At 60.0% G+C, this 23,099-nt stretch carries 21 protein-coding genes; 15 read left to right on the top strand and 6 right to left on the bottom strand.

The annotated features are described in order from the left end of the window. Positions 1-145 precede the first annotated feature (145 nt). From yiaK to QDT79_RS00320, 8 genes are all read left to right on the top strand, one after another. Positions 146-1,144, top strand: coding sequence for a 3-dehydro-L-gulonate 2-dehydrogenase (yiaK, locus tag QDT79_RS00285; protein WP_063990668.1), 999 nt, complete (start codon positions 146-148; stop codon positions 1,142-1,144). Positions 1,145-1,157: 13 nt separating this feature from the next. After that, positions 1,158-1,628, top strand: coding sequence for a NanQ anomerase/TabA/YiaL family protein (locus QDT79_RS00290; protein WP_063990667.1), 471 nt, complete (start codon positions 1,158-1,160; stop codon positions 1,626-1,628). 125 nt (positions 1,629-1,753) lie between these two features. Next, positions 1,754-3,049, top strand: coding sequence for an MFS transporter (locus QDT79_RS00295; protein WP_063990666.1), 1,296 nt, complete (start codon positions 1,754-1,756; stop codon positions 3,047-3,049). After that, positions 3,049-4,539, top strand: coding sequence for an FGGY-family carbohydrate kinase (locus QDT79_RS00300; protein ID WP_308317165.1), 1,491 nt, complete (start codon positions 3,049-3,051; stop codon positions 4,537-4,539). Before QDT79_RS00295 ends, QDT79_RS00300 begins: the two co-directional genes overlap by 1 nt. Continuing rightward, a complete protein-coding gene (gene ulaD / locus QDT79_RS00305) occupies positions 4,536-5,192 on the top strand; it encodes a 3-keto-L-gulonate-6-phosphate decarboxylase UlaD (RefSeq protein WP_308316090.1) in 657 nt (218 codons plus the stop codon). Before QDT79_RS00300 ends, ulaD begins: the two co-directional genes overlap by 4 nt. A gap of 1 nt (position 5,193) precedes the next feature. Further along, the gene (locus QDT79_RS00310; RefSeq protein ID WP_060426916.1) at positions 5,194-6,054 is read left to right on the top strand and encodes an L-ribulose-5-phosphate 3-epimerase; all 861 of its coding nucleotides are present in this window, start codon (positions 5,194-5,196) and stop codon (positions 6,052-6,054) included. Continuing rightward, positions 6,048-6,743: an L-ribulose-5-phosphate 4-epimerase gene (gene araD / locus QDT79_RS00315; protein ID WP_033649413.1), complete on the top strand. Its 696-nt coding sequence runs from the start codon at positions 6,048-6,050 to the stop codon at positions 6,741-6,743. The genes QDT79_RS00310 and araD overlap by 7 nt, the downstream gene beginning before the upstream one ends. Before the next feature lie 142 nt (positions 6,744-6,885). After that, positions 6,886-7,584, top strand: a complete 699-nt coding sequence (locus QDT79_RS00320; protein ID WP_308316091.1) for an RluA family pseudouridine synthase — start codon at positions 6,886-6,888, stop codon at positions 7,582-7,584. Positions 7,585-7,591: 7 nt separating this feature from the next. Here the strand turns inward: QDT79_RS00320 and QDT79_RS00325 are convergent, their stop codons facing one another. Next, entirely contained in the window at positions 7,592-8,131 is a 540-nt protein-coding gene (locus tag QDT79_RS00325) for a DUF2058 domain-containing protein (protein WP_033635867.1), read from the bottom strand. A 315-nt stretch (positions 8,132-8,446) separates the two neighbouring features. Here QDT79_RS00325 and QDT79_RS00330 point away from each other — a divergent pair, with 315 nt between their 5' ends. The 3 genes from QDT79_RS00330 (at position 8,447) to QDT79_RS00340 (ending at position 12,003) form a co-directional block, all read left to right on the top strand. Continuing rightward, positions 8,447-9,424: a DUF1852 domain-containing protein gene (locus tag QDT79_RS00330; protein ID WP_063990662.1), complete on the top strand. Its 978-nt coding sequence runs from the start codon at positions 8,447-8,449 to the stop codon at positions 9,422-9,424. A 25-nt stretch (positions 9,425-9,449) separates the two neighbouring features. Next, positions 9,450-10,481: a methionine synthase gene (locus QDT79_RS00335; protein ID WP_063990661.1), complete on the top strand. Its 1,032-nt coding sequence runs from the start codon at positions 9,450-9,452 to the stop codon at positions 10,479-10,481. Between the two features lie 172 nt (positions 10,482-10,653). After that, a complete protein-coding gene (locus QDT79_RS00340) occupies positions 10,654-12,003 on the top strand; it encodes an MFS transporter (RefSeq protein WP_063990660.1) in 1,350 nt (449 codons plus the stop codon). Between the two features lie 81 nt (positions 12,004-12,084). Here QDT79_RS00340 and mscS read toward each other — a convergent pair whose 3' ends face one another. Next, on the bottom strand, positions 12,085-12,951 hold the full coding sequence (gene mscS, locus QDT79_RS00345; protein ID WP_025304177.1) for a small-conductance mechanosensitive channel MscS: 867 nt from the start codon (positions 12,949-12,951) through the stop codon (positions 12,085-12,087). A gap of 205 nt (positions 12,952-13,156) precedes the next feature. Between mscS and QDT79_RS00350 the strand changes: the two genes are divergently transcribed. Beyond that, complete coding sequence (locus QDT79_RS00350) at positions 13,157-13,825, top strand: DUF1345 domain-containing protein (protein ID WP_063990659.1); 669 nt, start codon at positions 13,157-13,159, stop codon at positions 13,823-13,825. 218 nt (positions 13,826-14,043) lie between these two features. Here QDT79_RS00350 and fbaA read toward each other — a convergent pair whose 3' ends face one another. From fbaA to QDT79_RS00370, 4 genes are all read right to left on the bottom strand, one after another. Then, on the bottom strand, positions 14,044-15,123 hold the full coding sequence (gene fbaA, locus QDT79_RS00355) for a class II fructose-bisphosphate aldolase (protein ID WP_025304179.1): 1,080 nt from the start codon (positions 15,121-15,123) through the stop codon (positions 14,044-14,046). Positions 15,124-15,239: 116 nt separating this feature from the next. Then, positions 15,240-16,403, bottom strand: a complete 1,164-nt coding sequence (gene pgk / locus QDT79_RS00360; protein ID WP_025160206.1) for a phosphoglycerate kinase — start codon at positions 16,401-16,403, stop codon at positions 15,240-15,242. A gap of 70 nt (positions 16,404-16,473) precedes the next feature. Further along, the gene (epd, locus tag QDT79_RS00365) at positions 16,474-17,490 is read right to left on the bottom strand and encodes an erythrose-4-phosphate dehydrogenase (protein ID WP_004931582.1); all 1,017 of its coding nucleotides are present in this window, start codon (positions 17,488-17,490) and stop codon (positions 16,474-16,476) included. Positions 17,491-17,803: 313 nt separating this feature from the next. Continuing rightward, a complete protein-coding gene (locus tag QDT79_RS00370) occupies positions 17,804-18,763 on the bottom strand; it encodes a LysR family transcriptional regulator (RefSeq protein ID WP_308316092.1) in 960 nt (319 codons plus the stop codon). 82 nt (positions 18,764-18,845) lie between these two features. On the opposite strand from QDT79_RS00370, the gene QDT79_RS00375 reads away from it, so the two are divergent. From QDT79_RS00375 to QDT79_RS00385, 3 genes are all read left to right on the top strand, one after another. Continuing rightward, on the top strand, positions 18,846-19,931 hold the full coding sequence (locus QDT79_RS00375; protein WP_130018187.1) for a tartrate dehydrogenase: 1,086 nt from the start codon (positions 18,846-18,848) through the stop codon (positions 19,929-19,931). 364 nt (positions 19,932-20,295) lie between these two features. Then, positions 20,296-21,906, top strand: a complete 1,611-nt coding sequence (locus QDT79_RS00380) for a BCCT family transporter (RefSeq protein ID WP_130018186.1) — start codon at positions 20,296-20,298, stop codon at positions 21,904-21,906. Positions 21,907-21,932: 26 nt separating this feature from the next. Then, positions 21,933-23,057 (top strand): aromatic ring-hydroxylating oxygenase subunit alpha, encoded by a 1,125-nt coding sequence (locus tag QDT79_RS00385; protein ID WP_019455611.1) that lies wholly within the window; start codon positions 21,933-21,935, stop codon positions 23,055-23,057. Positions 23,058-23,099 lie beyond the last annotated feature (42 nt).

Raw genomic sequence — 23,099 nt, forward strand, 5'->3', positions numbered from 1 at the left:
TAACGTCATGTTTTTCATGAACAATTTTACTTCCCCTTGCTTTGACTTCCCTGAACCGCCGGGATAGCATTTATTTGAAATGCAATTTCGCATATTGAAATTTAGCGAACCAAAAACAAACGATTCGCACAGGCGGAGAACCGGCATGAGAGTGAGTTATAGCGAGTTAAAACACCAATTCAAACGCGTGCTACTGGCGCGCGGCGTGGCGGAACCTATCGCCGACGACTGCGCCGGCATGTTCGCCGACACCACCGCCAGCGGCGTTTACTCCCACGGCGTTAACCGCTTTCCGCGCTTTATTCAGCAGCTGGACGCCGGCGATATCGTGCCGGACGCCGAACCCAGCAAACTGCTGTCTCTGGGGGCGATCGAGCAATGGGATGCGCATCAGGGCATCGGCAACCTTACCGCCCGCCGCATGATGGATCGCGCCATGCAGTTGGCCGACGATCATGGCATCGGCCTGGTGGCGCTGCGCAATGCCAACCACTGGATGCGCGGCGGCGGTTACGGCTGGCAGGCGGCGGAGAAAGGCTATATCGGCATTTGCTGGACCAACTCGATCGCCGTGATGCCGCCGTGGGGCGCCAAAACGTGCCGTATCGGCACCAACCCGTTGATCGTCGCCGTGCCCGGCAACCCGATCACCATGGTGGATATGTCGATGTCGATGTTTTCCTACGGCGCGCTGGAGCTGAACCGGCTGGCGGGCAAAACCCTGCCGGTGGACGGCGGCTTCGACAACGACGGCCACCTGACCCGCGATCCGGCCATCATCGAAGAGAATCGGCGCATTTTGCCGATGGGGTATTGGAAAGGATCGGCGCTGTCGATCGTGCTGGACATGATCGCCACCCTGCTGTCCGGCGGCGCCTCGGTGGCGGAAGTGACGGAAGATCACCGCGACGAATACGGCGTCTCGCAGGTGTTCATCGCGATTGAGATAGACCGGTTGATCGACGGCGACAGCCGCGATCAAAAACTGCAGCGCATCATGGATTACGTCACCAGCGCCGAGCGGGACAACCCCGACGTCGCCATTCGCCTGCCGGGCCACAAGTTCCCGCGCATTCTGGAAGAAAACCTGCGCGACGGCATTCCGGTCGACGAGCGGGTTTGGGCGCGCATTCAGGCGCTGTAACGGGAGGATCATCATGATATTCGGCCACATCGCCAACACCGCGCCCGAGCAGTACCCGGCGCCGGTCGCCAACGCCGTCGCCTATCTGCAGCGCACCGATTTCAGCGTCTTGCCCGCAGGGCGTTATGAAGATCCCGCCACCGGCTACGTGGTGCAAGTGCTCGATCTGCATACCCAACCACCGGATGCGCTGCGCCCGGAAGTCCACCGGCAAAACGTCGACGTGCAGTTTCTGGTCAGCGGCACCGAGCTTATCGGCGTCGCGGCGGACAGCGGCGACAACGTCATTCATCAGGAGCTGCTGGCACAGCGCGACATCCTGTTTTATCAGGACGTGACCGACGAATCCTGGCTCACGATGCAACCCGGCAACTTCGCAGTATTTTTTCCACAGGACGTGCATCGCCCGGCCTGCATTAACCAGCGCCCCTGCGCGATACGCAAGGTGGTGGTGAAGATACCGCTGGCGTCGTTTAGCGCCTGATAGACGCAACACCCGTAACGATAACAACACCGGTCCATGGGGCCTGTGTGGGCTCCCTTGCGCCCAAATCAAACAAAACAATAACGCCCGACCCTACAAAAAAGCGAACATCGAAAGAGGTCCTTATGAATACAGCCTCCGTTTCCGTCAGCCAAAGCCAGGCTATCCCCAAGCTACGCTGGCTGAGGATCGTGCCGCCGATCCTCATCACCTGCATCATTTCTTACATGGATCGGGTCAACATCGCCTTCGCCATGCCCGGCGGCATGGATGACGAACTCGGCATCACTGCTTCAATGGCCGGGCTGGCCGGCGGCATCTTCTTTATCGGTTACCTGTTTCTGCAGGTGCCCGGCGGCAAGCTGGCGGTATACGGCAACGGCAAGAAATTCATCGGCTGGTCACTGTTGGCCTGGGCGGTGATCTCGGTGCTGACCGGTCTGGTCACCAACCAGTACCAGTTGCTGTTCTTGCGCTTCGCCCTCGGCGTTTCCGAAGGCGGCATGCTGCCGGTGGTGCTGACCATGATCAGCAACTGGTTCCCGGATAAGGAGCGCGGCCGCGCCAACGCCATCGTCATCATGTTCGTGCCGATCGCCGGCATCCTCACCGCCCCGCTGTCGGGTTGGATCATCACCGCCTGGGACTGGCGCATGCTGTTTCTGGTGGAAGGCGGTCTGTCGCTGGTGGTGATGGCGCTGTGGTACTTCACCATCAGCAACCGGCCGCAGGAAGCCAAATGGATCTCGCAGGCGGAAAAAGAGTATCTGGTAAAGACCCTGCACGACGAACAGCTGCTGATTAAAGGAAAAACGGTGCGCAACGCCTCGCTACGCCGGGTGCTGGGCGACCGGATCATGTGGCAGTTGATCCTGGTGAATTTCTTCTACCAGACCGGTATTTACGGCTACACCCTGTGGCTGCCGACCATTTTGAAAGAGCTGACCCACGGCGATATGGAGCAAGTGGGCCTGCTGGCTATTCTGCCCTATATCGGCGCCATCTTCGGCATGCTGATCATCTCCACCCTCTCCGACCGCACCGGCAAGCGCAAAGTCTTCGTCGCCCTGCCGCTGGCCTGCTTTGCCGCCTGCATGGCGCTGTCGGTGCTGCTGAAGGATCACGTCTGGTGGTCTTACGCTGCGCTGGTCGGCTGCGGCGTGTTTATTCAGGCGGCGGCCGGGGTGTTCTGGACCATACCGCCCAAATTGTTCAACGCCGAAGTGGCCGGCGGCGCACGCGGCGTGATCAATGCGCTGGGCAACCTCGGCGGCTTTTGCGGCCCGTATATGGTCGGCGTCCTGATCAGCCTGTTCAACAAGGACGTCGGCGTCTACAGCCTGGCGGCTTCGCTGGCGATCGCCTCCGTGCTGGCGTTGATGCTGCCCAATAAATGCGACCATAGCGCGAGGAACCCATGATGGAATATTGGCTGGGGCTCGACTGCGGCGGCACCTTCATCAAGGCGGGATTATACGACCACAAGGGCCATGAACACGGCGTTGCGCGGCGCAATCTGGCGATCGTCGCGCCGCAGCCCGGCTGGGCCGAGCGAGATATGGCATCGCTGTGGCACACCGCCGCCGACGTGATCCGCGAAGTGCTGTCCGCCAGCGGCGTCGCCGCCGGCGCCATTCAGGCCGTCGGCATCTCGGCGCAGGGCAAGGGGGCGTTTCTGTTGGATAAACAGGGGCAGCCGCTGGGCAACGCCATGCTCTCTTCCGACCAGCGCGCGCTGGCGTTGGTGCAGGAATGGCAACGGCAGGGCGTGCCGCAGGCGCTGTATCCGCAAACGCGCCAAACGTTGTGGACCGGGCACCCGGTCTCGCTGCTACGCTGGCTGAAGCGGCATCAGCCGGAGCGTTACGCCCGCATCGGCAGCGTGCTGATGGCGCACGACTACCTGCGCTATTGCCTGACCGGCGAGTTGGCCTGCGAAGAAACCAATATCTCCGAATCCAACCTGTATCAGATGCGCAGCGGACGCTATGACCCGGCGCTGGCGCAGCTGCTGGGTATCGGCGACATCATGCCCGCCCTGCCGACGATTGTCGGTTCGGCCGATATCGCCGGGCGCGTCGCGGCAAACGCCGCGGCCATCACCGGCCTGCAAACCGGCACCCCGGTGGTCGGCGGGCTGTTCGACGTAGTGTCCACCGCGCTGTGCGCCGGCCTGCAGGACGAAACCCGGCTCAATGCGGTGATGGGGACCTGGTCGGTCACCAGCGGCATCACCGACGCCATCGTCGAGGGTTTCGATCATCCCTTTGTCTATGGCCGCCACGCCGAAAGCGGCCAATACATCGTGCACGAAGCCAGCCCCACCTCCGCCGCCAACCTGGAATGGTTCTGTCGCCAATGGGGGCTGCAGGACTACGGCCAGCTTAACCGCTGGGTCGCCGCCCTGCCGAAAGCCGCCGGCGATCTGCTGTTCGCCCCTTTCCTGTATGGCTCCAACGCCGGTCTGGGGCTGAGCGCCAGCTTCTACGGCCTGCAGGCCTTCCACCAGCGCGAGCACCTGGTGCAGGCGATCTACGAAGGCGTGGTGTTCTGCCACATGACGCACCTTAACCGCATGCGCCGGCGTTTCCCTGAGGCGCAGGCACTGCGCGTGACCGGCGGCCCCGCCAAATCCCTCCCCTGGATGCAAATGTTCGCCGACGTCAGCGGCCTGCCGGTGGAGCTGCCGCAGGTGGAAGAAACCGGCTGTCTGGGCGCGGCGATGGCGGCCATGGTCGGCAGCGGCGTCTTCAACGATTTCACCGCCGCCCAGCACCGGCTGGCGCCGCGTATCGAGCGGCTGCTGCCTGATGCGGCCGCTGCCGAGGCTTACGACAACAAACACCAACGTTATCAGGCGCTGATTGCTGCATTGCAACATCTGCAGCCCGCCAACAAGGAGGCCCCATGAGCACGAAACCGCGCCTGCAGCTGGCGCTCGATCAAACCCGTTTGGATACGGCGCTGCGCACCGCCGAGACCCTCAGCCCCCATGTGGACATCATCGAGGCCGGTACCATTTTGTGCATCAGCGCCGGCATTCAGGCGGTTAGCGCGCTGCGCGAGCGCTGTCCGCAGCACACGCTGGTGGCCGATCTCAAGGTGGCCGACGCCGGTGCGACGCTGGCCGAGCAGGCCTTCGGCCAGGGCGCGAACTGGATGACGGTGATCTGCGCCGCGCCGTTGGCCACCATGGCCAGCGCGCGAGAGGTCGCCGAGCGTCACGGCGGTGAAATCCAGATCGAACTGTTCGGCCGCTGGACATTAGAGGATGCGCGGCAATGGCGCGGCCTCGGCATTCGCCAGGCGATCTATCACCGCGGCCGCGACGCGCAGGCCAGCGGGCAAACCTGGGGCCGGCAGGATTTGGATCGGATGAAGGCACTGTCCGATCTGGGCATCGCGCTGTCGGTGACCGGCGGCATCACGCCCGCCGACCTGCCGCTGTTTAAAGAGATCGCCGTCACCGCTTTTATCGCCGGCCGCGCGCTGGCCGAGGCCGGCGATCCGCCGGCGGCCGCCAGGCAGTTCCGCACCGCCATCGAAGACATCTGGAGATCATGATATGCGTCAGCACCCGTTGGGAATTTACGAGAAAGCGCTGCCGAAACACCTGAGCTGGCCCGAACGCCTGGCGCTGGCCAAGGCCTGCGGCTTCGACTTCGTCGAAATGTCGGTGGACGAAAGCGATGAACGCCTGGCGCGCCTGAGCTGGAGCAAAGCGCAGCGCCTGGCGCTGGTGGATGCCATGCTGGAAACCGGCATCCGCATCCCGTCGATGTGCCTCTCCGGCCACCGGCGCTTTCCGTTTGGCAGCCACGATCCGGCGCTGCGACAGCGCGCCTTCGACGTGATGGAACAGGCCATTCAGCTGGCCCAAGACGTCGGTATCCGCACCATCCAACTGGCCGGCTACGACGTGTATTACGAAGAGCAGGACGAGGGGACGCTGGCGCGCTTTAGCGAAGGCATGCAGTGGGCGGTAGAACGTGCCGCCGCCGCCCAGGTGATGCTGGCGGTGGAAATTATGGATACCGCCTTTATGAACTCGATCGGTAAATGGAAAGCCTGGGACACCCTGTTGGCCTCGCCGTGGTTCACGGTGTATCCGGACGTCGGCAACCTCAGCGCCTGGGGCAACGACGTGCCGCGTGAATTGGAGCTGGGCATCGATCGCATCGCCGCCATTCACCTGAAAGACACCTACCCGGTCACCGCCGCTTCGCCGGGGCAATTCCGTGACGTGCCGTTTGGCGAAGGCTGCGTCGACTTCGTCGAGGTGTTTCGCACGCTGCAGCGCCTCAATTACCGCGGCGCATTCCTGATTGAGATGTGGACAGAAAAAGCCGAGGAGCCGGTGGCCGAGATCGTTCAGGCCCGCCGCTGGATCGAACAGAAAATGCAACAAGGGGGCATGACATGCTGACTCAGTTAAAACAACAGGTGCTGGAGGCCAATCTCGATCTGCCGCGCCATAAGCTGGTGACCTTTACCTGGGGCAACGTCAGCGCGGTGGATCGCGAACGCGGCCTGGTGGTGATCAAGCCTTCCGGCGTTGAATACGAGCATATGACGGCGGAGGATATGGTGGTGGTCGATCTGGCCAGCGGCCGCACCGTCGAAGGGGCAAAAAAACCGTCGTCGGACACCGCCACCCATCTGGCGCTGTACCGCGAATTTGCCGATATCGGCGGCATCGTCCACACCCATTCGCGCCACGCCACCATCTGGGCGCAGGCCGGGCTGGACATCCCCGCCTGGGGAACCACCCACGCCGATTATTTTTATGGCGCTATTCCCTGCACGCGCCTGATGACCCAGGATGAAATTGAGCACGATTACGAACTGGAAACCGGCAAGGTGATTATCGAAACCTTCCGCCGGCGCGATATCAATCCCAACGCTATCCCAGCGGTACTGGTCAACGCCCACGGCCCCTTCGCCTGGGGCAAAGACGCCCACAACGCGGTGCATAATGCGGTGGTGCTGGAAGAGATCGCCTACATGGGCATTTTCTCACGCCAGCTGACGCCGGGCATTCACAGCATGCAGCGCGAGCTGTTGGACAAACACTACCTGCGCAAACACGGCCAAAACGCCTACTACGGGCAGTAGAGCGCCGGGGCCTAACCGCTGCACCTGATGCTTTGCCGCATCGGGTGCCAGCGGGCATGAGGCGCAGTGATAACGATAACCGCATTCGCTCATCGGCGAAAAATTCGCTATCATCCGCACCCACCTTCCAGCCGGCCGCCCGATGTCTACGATCACCGATACCTTTATCGCCCCGCCATGCCATGACCAGATAGAGATCCTTTATCAGGACGACCATCTGGCGCTGATCAATAAGCCAGCTGGGCTGCTCAGCCTGTCGGGCAAGAATCCGCAGAATCTCGATTCGGTACACTACCGGCTGGTACAGATCTTCCCCGGCTGCGCCCTGGTGCACCGCCTAGATTTCGGCACGTCCGGCTTGATGGTGGTGGCCCGCAACAAGGCCGCCAACGCCGCGCTCTGCCGGCAGTTCAGCGAGCGCACCGTCGGCAAAGTGTACAGCGCGCTGCTGTGCGGCCACCTGGCGGAAAACGAAGGGGTAATAGACGCGGCGATCGCCAAAGATCCGGCGCTGTTCCCGCTGATGTCGATTTGCGCCCTCCACGGCAAGCCCGCCCGCTCCCGCTATCGGGTCGTCGAGCGTTTTTATCGTGAAGCGGAGGGCGGGATCTCGCTGCCGCTGACGCGGGTGCAGCTCACCCCAGAGACCGGGCGCACCCACCAGCTGCGTATTCACAGCCGGCAGTTGGGCCACCCTATTTTAGGCTGCGATCTGTATGGCGGGCGACTGCTGCCGGGTACCGAACAGACGCCACGGCTGATGTTGCATGCCAGCGAACTGGACTTTGTGCACCCCATCACTGGAGAGCGGATCGCCGCTCGTCACGCCGCGCCGTTCTGAACGCGGCTTACCACATCAAATCGTCGGGCACTTTAAAGTCGGCGTACGGATCGTCTTCATCCTGTTCTTCCTGACTCAGCGCGCTGTGCAACACAATGCTGGCCGCATCGCGCTGCGCGATTTTATCGGCGACGCTCGCGGGGATAATCGCGTATTCACACTCTTCCCGGTTCTCGACCACCAAGCGGGCAATGGCGAGGCGGCCATTGATCAGTTGGGTCTGCGTCGCCTTATCCACCAGAATTTTTTTGATCAGGTTACCGTCGGTGAAGTTGAAACCGATATCGCCTTTCGCCAGGACGATACGGTTCATCTCGATCAGTTGCTTCACCTGCGCCTTGTATTCTTTGGACAGCGCGGCCTGCTTTTGCTGCTCGTTCAACTGCTTATCGCGCTCAAGCTGCGCCTTTTTATTCTCTTCCACCGCCTCTCTGGCCTCGCGGGCCTGAACGCGTGATTTTTTAGCCGTTCTTTGGACTTTGGCCATTTTCTTGCTGGTTACCAAGCCCGCTTTGAGCATCTGCTCTTGTAAGGTGAGTTTTGTCATGTTCGTGTCTGAAGCCGTGGGTTATGGGGGGATTATACCCGTAATTTTTCAGGCTGCACCAGGTTGCCGGCCCAACCCACCGGCGGTTTGCGCTGCAGGGCAACGGCGGTAAACCGAGCCGAACGTCAGATCATGAATACCGCTCATGTGGTAATGAAATTAAGTCTCTTTCACTCCCTGCGGGACTCTGGCAAAAATAGACCTCATTAACGACAGACAATATGAAATCGGCTGAATGAAAAAAGAGAAAAACAAACCATTGAAATACATGGATAAATCCAGCCTTCATATCATATAACAGGATGCTATAAGACGATGAATAGAGACTTTGCCTTTACGATTAAGAGCAGTTCTTTCGATGAAGATTATAACCCTTCTGAAAGTACGCGTATCACCACCAATTTCGCCAATTTGGCCAGAGGGGAAAACCGCCGGGAGAACCTGCGCAACACGCTGGTGATGATTAACAATCGCTTCAATTCGTTGGCGAATTGGGATAACCCCAAGGCCGACCGCTATTCGGTCGAACTTGACATCATTTCGGTTGAGATGCGCGTTGAAGATCAGGGTGCCAGCTTCCCGGTGATCGAAATCCTGAAAACCAACATCATTGATAAAAAAACGCAAAAGCGTCTTGAGGGCATCGTCGGGAACAATTTCTCCTCTTACGTGCGCGATTACGACTTTAGCGTCTTGCTGCCTGCGCACAATAAAAACACGGCGGAGTTCAACATTCCGGATGATTTCGGCGATTTGCACGGCAATATCTTTAAGCATTTCGTCAATTCAAACGAATACCATGAGAATTTCAGCAAACCGCCGGTGATCTGCCTCAGCGTGTCCAGCAAAGACACCTATCATCGGACGGGCAATCAACATCCGGTGTTGGGCGACGAGTATCGGCAAGATGGCGCTTCGCTGACCGACCGGTATTTTAAAAAAATGGGCCTGCAGGTGCGCTATTTCATGCCGAAAAATAGCGTCGCGCCCCTGGCGTTTTATTTCCCCGGGGATTTGCTGAGCGATTACACCGATCTGGAACTGATCGGCACCATCAGCACGATGGAGACCTTCCAGAAAATTTATCGGCCTGAAATTTACAATGCCAACTCGGCGGCGGGGCAATGCTATCAGCCCAGCCTGAATAACCAGGATCATTCATTAACCAAGATTGTTTACGATCGCGAAGAGCGTAGCCAGTTAGCGATTGAGCAGGGGAAATTTACGGAAGAGCAATTTATCAAGCCCTACAAGCCCATTCTTGAGCAATGGTCTGCTCACTACGCGCTTTGATTCACTTAATTACAGGTCATCTATCATGAAAATATTGCTCCCTACCTCGACCGCCGGCAGCTTGCCCAAACCTTCCTGGCTGGCCCAACCGGAAACCCTGTGGTCGCCCTGGAAATTGCAGAATGAAGAATTAATCGAAGGGAAACAGGACGCTTTGCGTTTGTCGCTGGCAGAGCAACAACAGGCCGGCATCGATATCGTCAGCGATGGCGAGCAAACGCGCCAGCACTTCGTCACGACGTTTATCGAGCACCTCAGCGGCGTCGATTTCGAGAAACGCGAAGTGGTTAAAATCCGCAATCGCTATGAGGCGAGCGTGCCGACCGTTGTGGGTGCGGTGGCGCGTCAAAAGCCCGTTTTCGTTGAAGACGCCAAATTTTTACGCCAGCTGACCAAACAGCCGATTAAATGGGCCCTGCCGGGGCCGATGACCATGATCGACACGCTTTATGACAGCCACTATAAAAGCCGCGAAAAATTGGCCTGGGAATTCGCCAAGATCCTCAATCAGGAAGCCAAAGAGCTCGAGGCCGCCGGCGTCGACATTATTCAGTTTGATGAGCCCGCATTTAACGTGTTCTTTGACGAGGTGAATGACTGGGGCATCGCCGCCCTGGAAAGGGCCGTTGAGGGGCTTAAGTGTGAAACGGCGGTACATATCTGCTATGGATACGGCATTAAGGCCAATACCGACTGGAAAAAGACGCTGGGCTCGGAGTGGCGGCAATATGAAGAGGCGTTTCCTAAGCTGCAAACATCTACTATCGATATTATCTCGCTCGAGTGTCATAACTCGCACGTGCCGATGGATCTGCTTGAACTGATTCGCGGTAAGAAAGTGATGGTCGGCGCCATTGATGTAGCGAATCATACCGTTGAGACGCCGGAGGAAGTGGCCGCTACGCTGCGCAAAGCGCTGCAGTTTGTTGATGCCGACAAGCTCTATCCGTCGACCAACTGCGGCATGGCTCCCCTGCCTCGTCAGATCGCCAGCGGCAAGCTGAATGCCTTAAGTGCGGGCGCCGAGATCGTGCGCCGTGAACTGTTAGCCAAATAACCTTGCCAAGCGCCCGCCACAGGTACCTCCTGCGGCGGGCGATGATCATCGCCACCCTCTCCCCGCAACGTTCCCCCTCTGGTGTATACTCGGGTTTCTACGCGATGCCAGCCACAGCGGCCTGAACGGCCCCTCAGCCAGCCCACAACAGCTTAATAACAGTGGAACCCTCATGAGCCCAGATACCGCTCGCATCAGCGAAATTATCGATCGCGCCAGGATCTCGCCCTATCAAATCCTCATCCTTACCCTGTGTTTCCTGATCGCCCTGCTGGACGGCTTCGATACCGCCATCATCGGCTATATCGCCCCGGCACTGCGCGAAGAGTGGGGCCTGCAGCCCTCGCAGCTCTCCCCCGCCTTCGGCGCAGGGTTGTTCGGCCTGCTGATCGGCAGCCTGCTGTTCGGGCCGATCGCCGACGCCATCGGCCGCAAACGCGTGCTGCTCGTCGCGGTGCTGGTGTTTGGCGGCTGTACCCTGGCTTCGGCCTATACGCATTCGATCGAATCCCTGACCCTGCTGCGCTTTATCACCGGCATTGGCCTCGGGGGCGCGATACCGACCTGCATCACCCTTAGCGCTGAGTACTCACCGGCACGCCGGCGCATGCTGATGGTCACCCTGAGCTGGAGCGGCTTTACCGCAGGGCTTGCCCTGGGTGGCCTGCTGGCCGGGCAGATCATTCCTGCATTCGGCTGGCGCGGCGTACTGCTGGTCGGCGGCATTGCGCCATTGGCGCTGCTGCCGCTGCTGGCCTGGCAGATGCCCGAGTCGGTACGCTTTATGGCCGCCAGCGCCAAACATGCCGATCGGCTACGCCGGGTGGTCGAGCGTATCACCGGCCAGCGTTGGACGGGGGTCACCATCGTCGATGACGAACGCCCGGCGCAGGCCACGTCGCCGATCTCGCACCTGTTTATCGAAGGGCGCGCCGTGCGCACCCTGTTGCTGTGGGCGGCGTTCTTCTGCTCGCTGTTCGTGTTCTACCTGCTCACCAGTTGGCTGCCGACGATCCTCAAAGACGCCGGTTACGATATCGCCCACGCCTCGCGCATCGGGGCGATGGTGCCGCTCGGCGGCACCCTGGGCGCCATCCTGATGGCGCTGCTGATGGACCGCGTCGGGCCCTACCGCGTGCTGGCCGTCTCCTACCTGGGCGCCGCGCTGGTGATTGGCGCAACCGGGTATCTGATGGGCGACGTCTATATGCTGGCCACCGTTGTGTTCCTGATAGGTTTCGGCGTAGCCGGCGCGCAAAACGGCCTGAACCTGGTCTCCGCCACCCTTTACCCGACCGCAGCCCGCGTCACCGGCGTCAGTTGGGCCATGGCCAATGGCCGCTTCGGATCGATCGTCGGCTCGATGCTCGGCGCCTGGATGATGACCGCCGCAGGCTCGGCGGAAGTGTTCTTCCTTTGGCTCGCGCTGCCGGCGCTGCTGGGCGCCGTCGCCATCTTCCTGCTCTATCGCCTCAGCCTGCGCCGCCGCGCACCGCTCGCGGAAACGGCCGCCGGCGCCTGAACTCGCGGAAAAGAAAAGGCCGAGACGCCATCGGTGACGTCTCGGCCTGTAATGAAAAAGGGGGCCAGGCCCCCTTCTCTGTTATTCCGCCTTGGCGGAAGCGTCTTCGGTACGATACAGGTGCACGTCCATCTGCGGGAACGGAATGCCGATGTTGTGGGCATCCAGCGCGCGCTTGAAGTTTTCCATCAGATCGAAGTACACATTCCAGTATTCCGCGTTGGTGGTCCAGGAACGGGTGACGAAGTTCAGGGAAGACGGCGCCATCTCATTCAGACGCACGGTCACGCCTTTGGCGTGCATAATGCGCTTGTCGGCGGCGATCACGTCGCCCAGCACCTTCTTCACCACGTCGATATCGGCGTTGTAGGCCACGCCTACCACGATATCCACGCGGCGGTTCGGCTCGCGAGAATAGTTGATGATGTTGCCGGCGATGATTTTACCGTTCGGTACCACGATGGTTTTGTTGTCTGCGGTGCGCAGGGTGGTGGAGAAAATCTGCACCTGATCGACGGTACCGGCCACGCCGCCCAGATCGACATATTCACCCACGCGCAGCGGACGGAAGATCACCAGCAGCACGCCGGCGGCGAAGTTGGACAGCGAGCCTTGCAGCGCCAGGCCGACGGCCAAACCGGCGGCACCCAGCACGGCGATCACCGAGGTGGTCTGCACGCCGACGCGCCCCAGCACGGCAATGAAGGTGAACGCCAGCACGCCGTAGCGCACGATCGCCGACAGGAAGTCGGCCACCGTGGCGTCGATGCCGCGCAGTTTCATCACGCGGTTCAGCGCATTACCGACTACGCGGGCCACGATCGAACCGATGATCAGGATAACGATGGCGGCGACGATGTTCACCGCGTACTGGATCAACAGATCCTGGTTCTTCACCAACCAGTTGCCGGCACCGTTGATGCCGTCTACTACATTCAAATCTTTCATTCGTGTCGTCCTAACTCAGTCCCTAACGGGAGAAACTCGCAAAAATACACTGGCCTCGGCAGCCAGTAGGAAACCACCGCCTAAGGGTAACCAACATTAAAGGCTCATGCCAACCGTCAGCGTTAAAAATAGCCGAAACTGCCCGCCGCGTCTTCTATGCTGAGAACAGCGCGTTGGCCATTTCACGACAAGGGATCCGTTAATCATGCACGTTCGCTCTTCGCTCAAACATTATTGGCAAGTGCGGCCCAGGCTGCTGTTTTCCGTCGGCGCCGGGCTGTTGTGCTTTCTGCTGCTGCCCGCCCAGTTCTCGCTGCTACAGCGCCTGATGATTGGCTGGAATACGCTGGCCTGGCTCTATCTGCTGTTTCTCTGGCGGCTGATGTTGGTCAGTACGCCACAGCACATTCGCCAGATCGCTCGGCGGCAGGACGAAAGCGCCAGCACGGTGTTGGCGCTGGTTAGTTTCGGTTGTCTGGTGAGCATTCTGGCGATCCTGTTCGAGTTGAGCAGCGCCAAACAGGCCAGCGACTCGCTGAAAACCCTGCATCTGGCGTTAACCGGCGGAACGCTGGGGGTCTCCTGGCTGCTGCTGCCGACCGCCTTCACCATGCACTATGCCCACCAGTTTTATCGCCAGGGCGCGCAGCAGGATCCTTTGCCGCTGCTGTTCCCCGGTAACCTCACCGATCCGACCTATCTGGATTTCGCCTACTTCTCCTTCACCATCGCGGTCGCGTCGCAAACCGCCGACGTGGCGGTCGGCGCCGCGGAGGTGCGTAAAATTGCGCTCGTGCAGTCGGTTATTTCGTTCGTGTTCAACATGCTGATCCTGGGCCTGTCTATCAACGTCGGTGCCGGCCTGCTGGGCTGAAACGAAAAAGGCTCCCCGCAGGGAGCCTTTAAATCACAAACAAAGGAGGAAAAAACGTGGTTTTTCCTCCTTTGTGATCATCAGCCGAAAATCAATAAATTGATTTTCCTTATTTTTTATATTTTGCCAATGGCAAGCCAGGCAACGCCATCAGGCTTGTCATAAACAAAAAGGCTCCCCGCAGGGAGCCTTTTGCATCGTGCAACAGGTGCCGAAGATTACAGAACGTCTACCGCGTTCAGATCTTTGAAAGCCTGTTCCAGACGCGTCACCATGCTGGTCTGCGCTGCGCGCAGCCATACGCGTGGATCGTAGTATTTCTTGTTCGGCTGATCGGCACCTTTCGGGTTGCCCAGCTGGCCCTGCAGGTAAGCTTCGTTCGCTTTGTAGTACTGCAGGATGCCATCCCAGGTCGCCCATTGGGTGTCGGTGTCGATGTTCATCTTGATCACGCCGTAACCCACAGACTCTTTGATCTCTGCGTCGGTAGAACCGGAACCGCCGTGGAACACGAAGTTCAGGCTGTTGTGCGGCAGGTTGAATTTCTTGGACACGTAGTCCTGAGAATCACGCAGGATGGTCGGGGTCAGCTTGACGTTGCCTGGCTTGTACACGCCGTGCACGTTACCGAAGGAGGCAGCGATGGTGAAGCGCGGGCTGATGGCGTTCAGTTTTTCGTACGCGTAAGCCACGTCTTCCGGCTGGGTGTACAGAGCGGATGCGTCCATATGGCTGTTGTCCACGCCATCTTCTTCACCGCCGGTGCAGCCCAGTTCGATTTCCAGCGTCATGCCGATTTTGGCCATGCGCTTCAGGTAGGCGCTGCAGATCTCGATGTTTTCTTCCAGAGACTCTTCAGACAGATCGATCATGTGAGAAGAGAACAGCGGTTTGCCGGTAGCGGCGAAGTGCTTCTCGCCGGCGTCCAGCAGGCCGTCCAGCCATGGCAGCAGTTTCTTCGCGCAGTGGTCGGTGTGCAGGATCACTGGCACGCCGTAGTGTTCAGCCATCTGGTGAACGTGGTGTGCGCCAGAGATGGCGCCCAGAATCGCTGCGCCCTGAGGCACATCGGTCTTCACGCCTTTGCCGGCGATAAACGCGGCGCCGCCGTTGGAGAACTGAACGATGACCGGCGCGCGCACTTTAGCCGCGGCTTCCAGCACTGCGTTAATGGAGTCGGTACCCACGCAGTTTACCGCTGGCAGCGCAAAGTTGTTCTCTTTAGCAACTGCGAAGACTTTCTGAACGTCATCACCCGTGATGACACCCGGTTTTACGAAATCAAAAATTTTAGACATGTTACTTTGTCCTGTTTCGTCGGCCGTAGATGGATGTAAATCGATGTTTTCACGCCGCGCAGCGTGAGCCGCGCGGTATAAAACAAACGGGCGGCTTTCGCCTCCCGTTGTCTGAATTACTGCTTAGCGCGCTCTTCCAGCATCACGACTGCAGGCAGCGGTTTCCCTTCAACGAATTCCAGGAATGCGCCACCGCCGGTGGAGATGTAGGAAATTTTGTCAGCGATACCGAACAGATCGATGGCTGCCAGAGTGTCGCCGCCGCCAGCGATAGAGAAAGCGTCGCTATCGGCGATCGCGCGGGCGACAATTTCGGTGCCCTTACGGAAGTTAGGGAACTCGAATACGCCAACCGGGCCATTCCACAGAATGGTCTTGGCGTTCTTCAGGATAACGGCCAGACGCTCGGCAGAGACGTCGCCCATATCCAGAATTTGCTCGTTGTCCTGGATCTCGTTGGCCTGCTTCACGGTTGCGGTCGCGGTTTCGGAGAACTCGGTCGCGACGCGCACGTCGGTCGGAACCGGGATGTCGCAGGTTTCCAGCAGTTTCTGCGCGTTCGGGATCAGGTCAGGTTCGTACAGGGACTGGCCCACGTTGTTGCCCTGCGCCGCCACGAAGGTGTTGGCGATGCCGCCGCCGACGATCAGCTGATCGGCGATTTTGGACAGGGAATCCAGCACGGTCAGTTTGGTGGACACTTTAGAACCGCCCACGATGGCGACCATCGGACGGGCCGGGTTGCCCAGGGCCTTGCCCAGCGCTTCCAGCTCGGCGGACAGCAGCGGGCCGGCACAGGCGACAGGTGCGAACTTGCCCACGCCGTGGGTGGAAGCCTGCGCGCGGTGCGCGGTGCCGAACGCGTCCATCACGTACACGTCGCACAGCGCCGCGTATTTCTTGGACAGGGTTTCGTCGTCTTTCTTCTCGCCCTTGTTGAAACGGACGTTTTCCAGCACCACCAGTTCGCCTTCGGCGACGTCGACGCCATCCAGATAATCCTTCGCCAGACGCACTGGGGATTTCAGGTGATCTTTCAGGTAGTTGACTACAGGCAGCAGGGAGAATTCTTCGTTGTACTCGCCTTCGGTAGGACGACCCAAGTGGGAGGTTACCATCACGCGGGCGCCTTGCTTCAGCGCAGCTTCGATAGTCGGCAGGGAAGCGCGGATACGCGCGTCGGAAGTCACTTTACCGTCTTTTACCGGCACGTTCAGATCGGAGCGGATCAGTACGCGTTTACCCGCCAGATCCAGATCGGTCATCTTAATTACAGACATGGTGAACCCTCTTTATTGAATCTCTATAAAATTGCCTGAGCAGCGCGCCAATCACGCCGGCGCCGCCGTACTAGAAACCGCTGGCGGCCATTGCCCGTGTTGTATCCAACATCCGATTGGCAAAGCCCCATTCATTGTCGCACCAGACCAAGGTCTTTATCAGGTGCTGCCCGCTGACCCGGGTCTGCGTACCGTCGACGATAGCGCTGTGCGGGTCATGGTTAAAATCGATCGAGACCAATGGTAATTCCGTGTAGTCAACTATACCACGAAATGATTCCCGTGCGGCCTTTTGCAACAGCTGGTTGACCTCCGCCACCTTCACCGCTGCGCTCACGCTGACGCTAAGATCGATAGCCGTCACGTTGATGGTCGGCACGCGCACCGAGATAGCCTCGAAGCGATCGCAAAACTGCGGGAAGATACGGGTAATGCCCGCGGCCAGCTTGGTGTCGACCGGAATGATCGACTGGCTCGCCGCGCGGGTGCGCCGCAAATCCGCGTGATACGCGTCGATCACCGGCTGATCGTTCATCGCCGAGTGAATGGTGGTCACGGTGCCGGATTCGATGCTGTAGGCGTCGTCCAGCAGCTTGATCACCGGAATAATGCAGTTGGTGGTGCACGAGGCGTTGGACACGATGCGATGTTCCGCCAACAGCGTCTGATGGTTGACGCCGAACACGATGGTAGCGTCCAGATCGTTGCCGCCCGGATGGGCGAACAGCACTTTCTTCGCCCCTGCCGCCAGATGGGCTTCGCCATCCGCCCGGCTGCCGTACACGCCGCTGCAGTCCAGCACCACGTCGACGCCCAGCTCGCCCCAGGGCAACTGCTCCACCGCCGGCTGATGCAACAGGCGAATCGCGTCGTCTCCAACGCTCAGCGTGTCGCACTCTTGCCGCACATCCCAAGCGAAGCGACCGTGGCTGGAATCGTACTTCAGCAGATGGGCCATGCCCTCGGCATTCGCCAGCTCGTTGATCGCCACCACGGAGATTTCCGCCCGTCGTCCCGATTCGTACAGTGCGCGCAATACGCTGCGGCCGATGCGGCCAAAGCCGTTTATCGCTATGCGGATGGTCATGCTGCTCCTGAAAAAGGGCCGTCCCCGCCGGGCTGACTCACCGGCGCCGGACCGGCGCTGACTGGTTGTCTCACTAACCCGCATAGAGTAGTGGATCGCACCGCCCGCTGTGAATCGCCGCGTTTGCATTATTCCCGCGCTTCAGCGGCTTTTCGCCGCCGTCACATCGGCATTTCTGTCGAAGAGTGCTTCAACTGAAACGCTTCAGCTGAGCATAAACCAAAGTTTTGGCAAAAGGAACAGGTGCAACAGTTCCACAAGTAAGGGAGGGGAGTTTTACGAGCATAAGATGATCTGGCGCACATTTTTGACCTTAAGGCCGCGGCGGATTTTCGCTCGCCGGCCCCGTTTCGCCGTAGTGCTCGCGGAAATAGTCGCGCAAAAATTCGACCGTCACCCGCACTTTCGCCGACGTTGCCAACCGGGAAACGTACACCGCCCATATGTTGGCCGGCTGATAATACTCCGGCAGGATGTGCACCAACCTGCCGCTGTCGATGTTCTCTTTCACGTCCCAGGCGGAACGCAGCGCGACGCCCTGTCCGTCCAGGCACCACTGGTGCACGATTTCGCCGTGGTTCGACGCCAACGCCCCTGTCACCTTCACCGTCTCTTCGCCGCCCGGCCCCTGCAGCCGCCACAGCCCGAACGGATGATCGCGCTCCTTGATCACCAGGCAGGCGCGGCCCGCCAGCTCCGCCAGGCTTTTCGGCACGCCGTAGCGCTGCAGATATGCCGGCGAAGCGCACAGGATGCGCTGGTTGTCCGCCAACTTGCGCGCGATCAGATTGGGGGCGATATCGTCGCCGATGCGGATATCCAGATCGAAGCCTTCGCTGACCAGATCCACCAACCTATCGGACACGTCGAGCCGCAGTTCCAGCTGCGGATACTCCCGCGCCAGCGCCGACAGCGCCGGCGCCACGAAGCGCCGGCCGAAGCCGAAGCTGCTGACCACGCGCAGCATGCCCTGCGGCGCCTGACGCACCTCGGACAGCTCGTCCATCATCTGATCGACGTCGTTGAGAATACGCTGCGCCCATTCGTAGATGCGCTCGCCGTCTTCGGTGATCGCCACCCGCCGCGTGGTGCGGTGCAGCAACGACACGTCCAGCGCCTTTTCCAGCAATGCAATGCGCTTGCTGATAAAGGCCGGCGACACGCCCAGCTCTTCGGCGGCGGCGGCAAACCCGGCGCGGCGCGCCACCAGCACGAACACCCGCAGGTCACTCAGGATCGGCATATTATTCATGATTCGTGTTTTATGTTTCACCGTTTTCAGGATTGATTAACAGTTAGTCAATTATAGGATAAGGGTGTTGTCAAACTCCCCTACCTACAAATGAGACCTCTGTATGAGCAAAACATATAAAATTGCCGCCATCCCCGGGGACGGTATCGGGCGGGAAGTGTTGCCGGAAGGCATACGAGTATTGCAGGCGGCGGCTGCGCGTTGGGATCTGTCGCTGGAATTCGACACCTTCGAGTGGGCCAGCTGCGACTACTACCAGCACCACAGCCAGATGATGCCCGACGATTGGTTTGAGCAGCTCAAGGGCTTCGACGCCATCTACTTCGGCGCCGTCGGCTGGCCGGATACGGTGCCCGATCACATTTCGCTGTGGGGTTCGCTGCTGAAATTCCGCCGCGACTTCGAGCAGTACGTCAACCTGCGCCCGGTGCGGCTGTTTCCCGGCGTGCCCTGCCCGCTGGCGAACAAGCAACCGGGCGACATCGATTTCTACGTGGTGCGCGAAAATACCGAAGGGGAGTACTCCTCACTCGGCGGGCGAATGTTCGAAGGCACCGAGCGCGAGATGGTGATCCAGGAATCGGTTTTCACCCGTCAGGGAGTGGATCGCATCCTGAAATACGCCTTTGAGCTGGCGCAACAGCGCCCGCGCAAGCGCCTGACCGCCGCCACCAAGTCCAACGGCATGGCCATCAGCATGCCGTACTGGGACGAGCGCGTGGCGGAGATGGCACGCCAGTACCCCGATATCGCCTGGGACAAACAGCACATCGATATTCTGTGCGCGCGCTTCGTGCTGAACCCCGAACGCTTCGACGTGGTGGTCGCCTCCAACCTGTTCGGCGATATTTTGTCAGATCTCGGCCCGGCCTGCACCGGCACCATCGGCATCGCGCCGTCGGCCAACCTGAACCCGGAGCGCAACTTCCCGTCGCTGTTCGAACCGGTGCACGGCTCGGCGCCGGACATTTTCGGCAAGAACATCGCCAACCCGATCGCCATGATCTGGAGCGGCGCGATGATGCTGGACTTTCTCGGCAACGGCGATGCCCGCTACCGCCAGGCGCACGACGGCATCCTGCAGGCGATCGAGCGCATCATCGCCGACGGACCGCGCACACCGGATATGCGCGGCGGCGCCTCCACCCAGCAAGTCGGCCAGGCGATCGCCGCCCTGCTGCAACGCTAAACGCCGCTGATTTTCCTGCGCAGGGTGCCTTTTCGCGCCCTGCTTTGCCACGTCCGTTTTTCCGCTTCGAGCGCCGCCGCAAATCCGCTGAAAATCACCGCAGAAAGCACGCCAATACCCCGGTCAAGATCACAACAAATTGTTTACATACTGTGTTTTATCCTTTTACAGATGCCCCAATTGTGGCTCTCCTGTAATTTGTGCACACTCAAAAATGTTAATGAAGAGTAAACATTTCCGGCGGCATTCTGCCGGGGCGTTTGCTCCTCGCGGTGTAACAAAACAAAGGGTTCAAACCAATAAGGCCCGGGCGCGCCCTACGCTTCGCGCACCGGCCCACCACCGATAACAGGAGTTCACTCCCATGCAGAGCACCCCTAAAAAGGATGTCACGCTCATCGCCATCAGCCTGTGCAGTATTGCGCTGATCGCCATTTGCCTGATGCTCTTTCCGGCTCAATCCGCGCTTATCGCCAACACCATTTTCAACGGCGTCACCCGGCTGTTCGGTTCAACCATTCAAATCCTGGTGCTGATCGCCCTGCTGGTGGTGCTGTATCTGGCGTTGAGCAAATACGGCAATATCCGCCTCGGCGAAGGCAAACCGCAATACTCCACGCTGGCCTGGCTGTTCATGTTCATCTGCGCCGGCCTGGGCTCATCCACCCTGTACTGGGGAGTGATGGAATGGGCGTATTACTACCAGACGCCGGGGCTGAACATCGCGCCACGCACCCCAAAGGCGCTGGAATACAGCATCAGCTACTCCTTCTTCCACTGGGGCCTGAGCGCCTGGGCGACCTACGCCCTCGCCTCGCTGATCATGGCCTACCACTTCCACGTGCGTAAGAACAAAGGGCTCAGCCTGTCGGGGATCATTTCCGCCATCACCGGCGTGCGCGCCAACGGCCCGATCGGGCGGTTGGTGGATCTGATTTTCCTGGTCGCCACCGTCGGCGCCCTCACCATTTCGCTGGTGCTGACGGCCTCCACCTTTACTCGCGGGCTGACGGCGCTGACCGGCATCCCCGACAATTTCGTGGTGCAGGCGACGGTGATCCTGCTGGCGGCGGTGATTTTCTGCCTCAGCTCCTACATCGGCATCGACGGCGGCATGCAGCGCCTGAGCAAAATGGTCGGCTGGGGCGCTTTCGTCTTCGCCGGGCTGGTGCTGCTGGTCGGCCCCACCGAGTTCACCATCAACAACACCATCAACGCCATCGGCCTGACGGCGCAAAATTTCCTGCAGATGAGTCTGTTTACCGATCCGATGGGCGACGGCAGCTTCAGCCGCAGTTGGACGGTGTTCTACTGGCTTTGGTGGATCTCTTACACCCCGGGCGTGGCGATGTTCGTCACCCGCGTCTCGCGCGGCCGCAAGATTAAAGAGGTGATCTGGGCGCTGCTGCTCGGCAGCACCCTCGGCTGCTGGTTCTTCTTCGGCTCGCTGGAAAGCTACGCCATGCATCAGTTCATCAGCGGGCAGCTCAACGTGCCGGAGATCCTCAACACCCAGGGCGGCGAAACCGCCGTGCAGATGCTGCTGACGGCGCTGCCGCTCGGCAAGCTGTTCCTGGCCGCCTATCTGTTCATCATGATTATTTTCCTGGCTTCGCACATGGACGCGGTGGCCTACACCATGGCCGCCACCAGCACCCGCAACCTGCAGGAGGGGCAAGATCCCAGCCCGATGCTGCGCCTGTTCTGGTGCGTGGTGATCACCCTGATCCCGCTGTCGATCCTTTTCACCGGCGCCTCGCTGGACACCATGAAAACCACGGTGATCCTGACCGCGCTGCCGTTCCTGCTGGTGCTGCTGGTGAAAACCTACGGCTTTGCCCGCTGGCTGAAGCAGGACTACGCGGCCATTCCGGCTCACCAGATCGAAAGCAGCGCGCCGGCTCTGCCCGAGGCGCCGCCGGCCGCCGAACTCTCCGCTCCATCGTCGTATCAACCGCGCCCTATGGCGAAATGACAATAAGAAAAGAGGAAGGTTAACTTATGAGCACTCTGATCCCTGAATTTACCTTACCGAAAGATTTCTGCGCCGACGCCCGCGAGGCTTACACCATTCCGGCCCGGTTCTATACCCACCAGGCAGCGTTCGAGCACGAAAAAGAGCAGGTGTTCGCCACCAGCTGGATTTGCGTGGCGCACCGCAGCGAGCTCGCCGAACCGAACGACTACATCACCCGCGAGATCATCGGTGAAAACATTCTGGTGGTGCGTGGCCGCGACAAAGTGCTGCGCGCCTTTTACAACGTCTGCCCGCACCGCGGCCACCAGCTGCTGGCGGGCGACGGCCGGGCGAAAAACGTCATCACCTGCCCTTATCACGCCTGGGCGTTCAAGCTGGACGGCGAACTGGCGCACGCGCGCAACTGCGAAAACGTGCAGAACTTCGATAAGGAAAACTCGCACCTGATGCCGGTGCGGGTCGAAGAGTACGCCGGGTTTATTTATGTCAATCTGGACTCGCAGGCCGGCACGGTGGAAGACCAGCTGCCGGGCCTCGGCGCCAAAGTGCGCGAAGCCTGCCCGCAGGTCGACGATCTCAAGCTGGCGGCGCGCTTCGTCACCCGTACCCCGGCCAACTGGAAGAACATCGTCGACAACTACCTCGAGTGCTACCACTGCGGCCCGGCACACCCCGGCTTCGCCGACTCGGTGCAGGTCGACCGCTACTGGCACACCCTGCACGGCAACTGGACGCTGCAGTTCGGCTACGCCCGCCCTTCCGAGCAGTCGTTCAAGTTTGAAGAGGGTAAAGAAGCCAGCTTCCACGGCATTTGGCTGTGGCCGTGCACCATGTTCAACATGCCGCCGCTGGAAGGCATGATGACGGTGATCTATGAGTTCCCGGTCGATGCAGAAACCACCCTGCAGCACTACGACATCTACTTCACCAACGCCGATTTGAGCGACGAGCAGCTCAAACTGATCGACTGGTACCGCGACGTGTTCCGCCCGGAAGATTTGCGGCTGGTGGAGAGCGTGCAAAAAGGCCTCAAATCGCGCGGCTATCGCGGCCAGGGGCGCATCATGGCCGACGGCGCCGGCAGCGGCGTCAGCGAACACGGCATCGCCCACTTCCACAACCTGCTGGCGCAGGTTTATCAACCCTGATGCGACGGGGCCCACGGGCCCCCTCCCCCTGACTTGTGAGGT

This window comes from Serratia marcescens (assembly GCF_029846115.1).
In the GTDB taxonomy this organism is placed as follows: domain Bacteria; phylum Pseudomonadota; class Gammaproteobacteria; order Enterobacterales; family Enterobacteriaceae; genus Serratia; species Serratia marcescens_L.

Coding starts and splice junctions, on each gene's coding strand:
- yiaK (WP_063990668.1), top strand. CDS start 146: ATGAGAGTGAGTTATAGCGAGTTAAAACACCAATTCAAACGCGTGCTA.
- QDT79_RS00290 (WP_063990667.1), top strand. CDS start 1,158: ATGATATTCGGCCACATCGCCAACACCGCGCCCGAGCAGTACCCGGCG.
- QDT79_RS00295 (WP_063990666.1), top strand. CDS start 1,754: ATGAATACAGCCTCCGTTTCCGTCAGCCAAAGCCAGGCTATCCCCAAG.
- QDT79_RS00300 (WP_308317165.1), top strand. CDS start 3,049: ATGGAATATTGGCTGGGGCTCGACTGCGGCGGCACCTTCATCAAGGCG.
- ulaD (WP_308316090.1), top strand. CDS start 4,536: ATGAGCACGAAACCGCGCCTGCAGCTGGCGCTCGATCAAACCCGTTTG.
- QDT79_RS00310 (WP_060426916.1), top strand. CDS start 5,194: ATGCGTCAGCACCCGTTGGGAATTTACGAGAAAGCGCTGCCGAAACAC.
- araD (WP_033649413.1), top strand. CDS start 6,048: ATGCTGACTCAGTTAAAACAACAGGTGCTGGAGGCCAATCTCGATCTG.
- QDT79_RS00320 (WP_308316091.1), top strand. CDS start 6,886: ATGTCTACGATCACCGATACCTTTATCGCCCCGCCATGCCATGACCAG.
- QDT79_RS00325 (WP_033635867.1), bottom strand. CDS start 8,131: ATGACAAAACTCACCTTACAAGAGCAGATGCTCAAAGCGGGCTTGGTA.
- QDT79_RS00330 (WP_063990662.1), top strand. CDS start 8,447: ATGAATAGAGACTTTGCCTTTACGATTAAGAGCAGTTCTTTCGATGAA.
- QDT79_RS00335 (WP_063990661.1), top strand. CDS start 9,450: ATGAAAATATTGCTCCCTACCTCGACCGCCGGCAGCTTGCCCAAACCT.
- QDT79_RS00340 (WP_063990660.1), top strand. CDS start 10,654: ATGAGCCCAGATACCGCTCGCATCAGCGAAATTATCGATCGCGCCAGG.
- mscS (WP_025304177.1), bottom strand. CDS start 12,951: ATGAAAGATTTGAATGTAGTAGACGGCATCAACGGTGCCGGCAACTGG.
- QDT79_RS00350 (WP_063990659.1), top strand. CDS start 13,157: ATGCACGTTCGCTCTTCGCTCAAACATTATTGGCAAGTGCGGCCCAGG.
- fbaA (WP_025304179.1), bottom strand. CDS start 15,123: ATGTCTAAAATTTTTGATTTCGTAAAACCGGGTGTCATCACGGGTGAT.
- pgk (WP_025160206.1), bottom strand. CDS start 16,403: ATGTCTGTAATTAAGATGACCGATCTGGATCTGGCGGGTAAACGCGTA.
- epd (WP_004931582.1), bottom strand. CDS start 17,490: ATGACCATCCGCATAGCGATAAACGGCTTTGGCCGCATCGGCCGCAGC.
- QDT79_RS00375 (WP_130018187.1), top strand. CDS start 18,846: ATGAGCAAAACATATAAAATTGCCGCCATCCCCGGGGACGGTATCGGG.
- QDT79_RS00380 (WP_130018186.1), top strand. CDS start 20,296: ATGCAGAGCACCCCTAAAAAGGATGTCACGCTCATCGCCATCAGCCTG.
- QDT79_RS00385 (WP_019455611.1), top strand. CDS start 21,933: ATGAGCACTCTGATCCCTGAATTTACCTTACCGAAAGATTTCTGCGCC.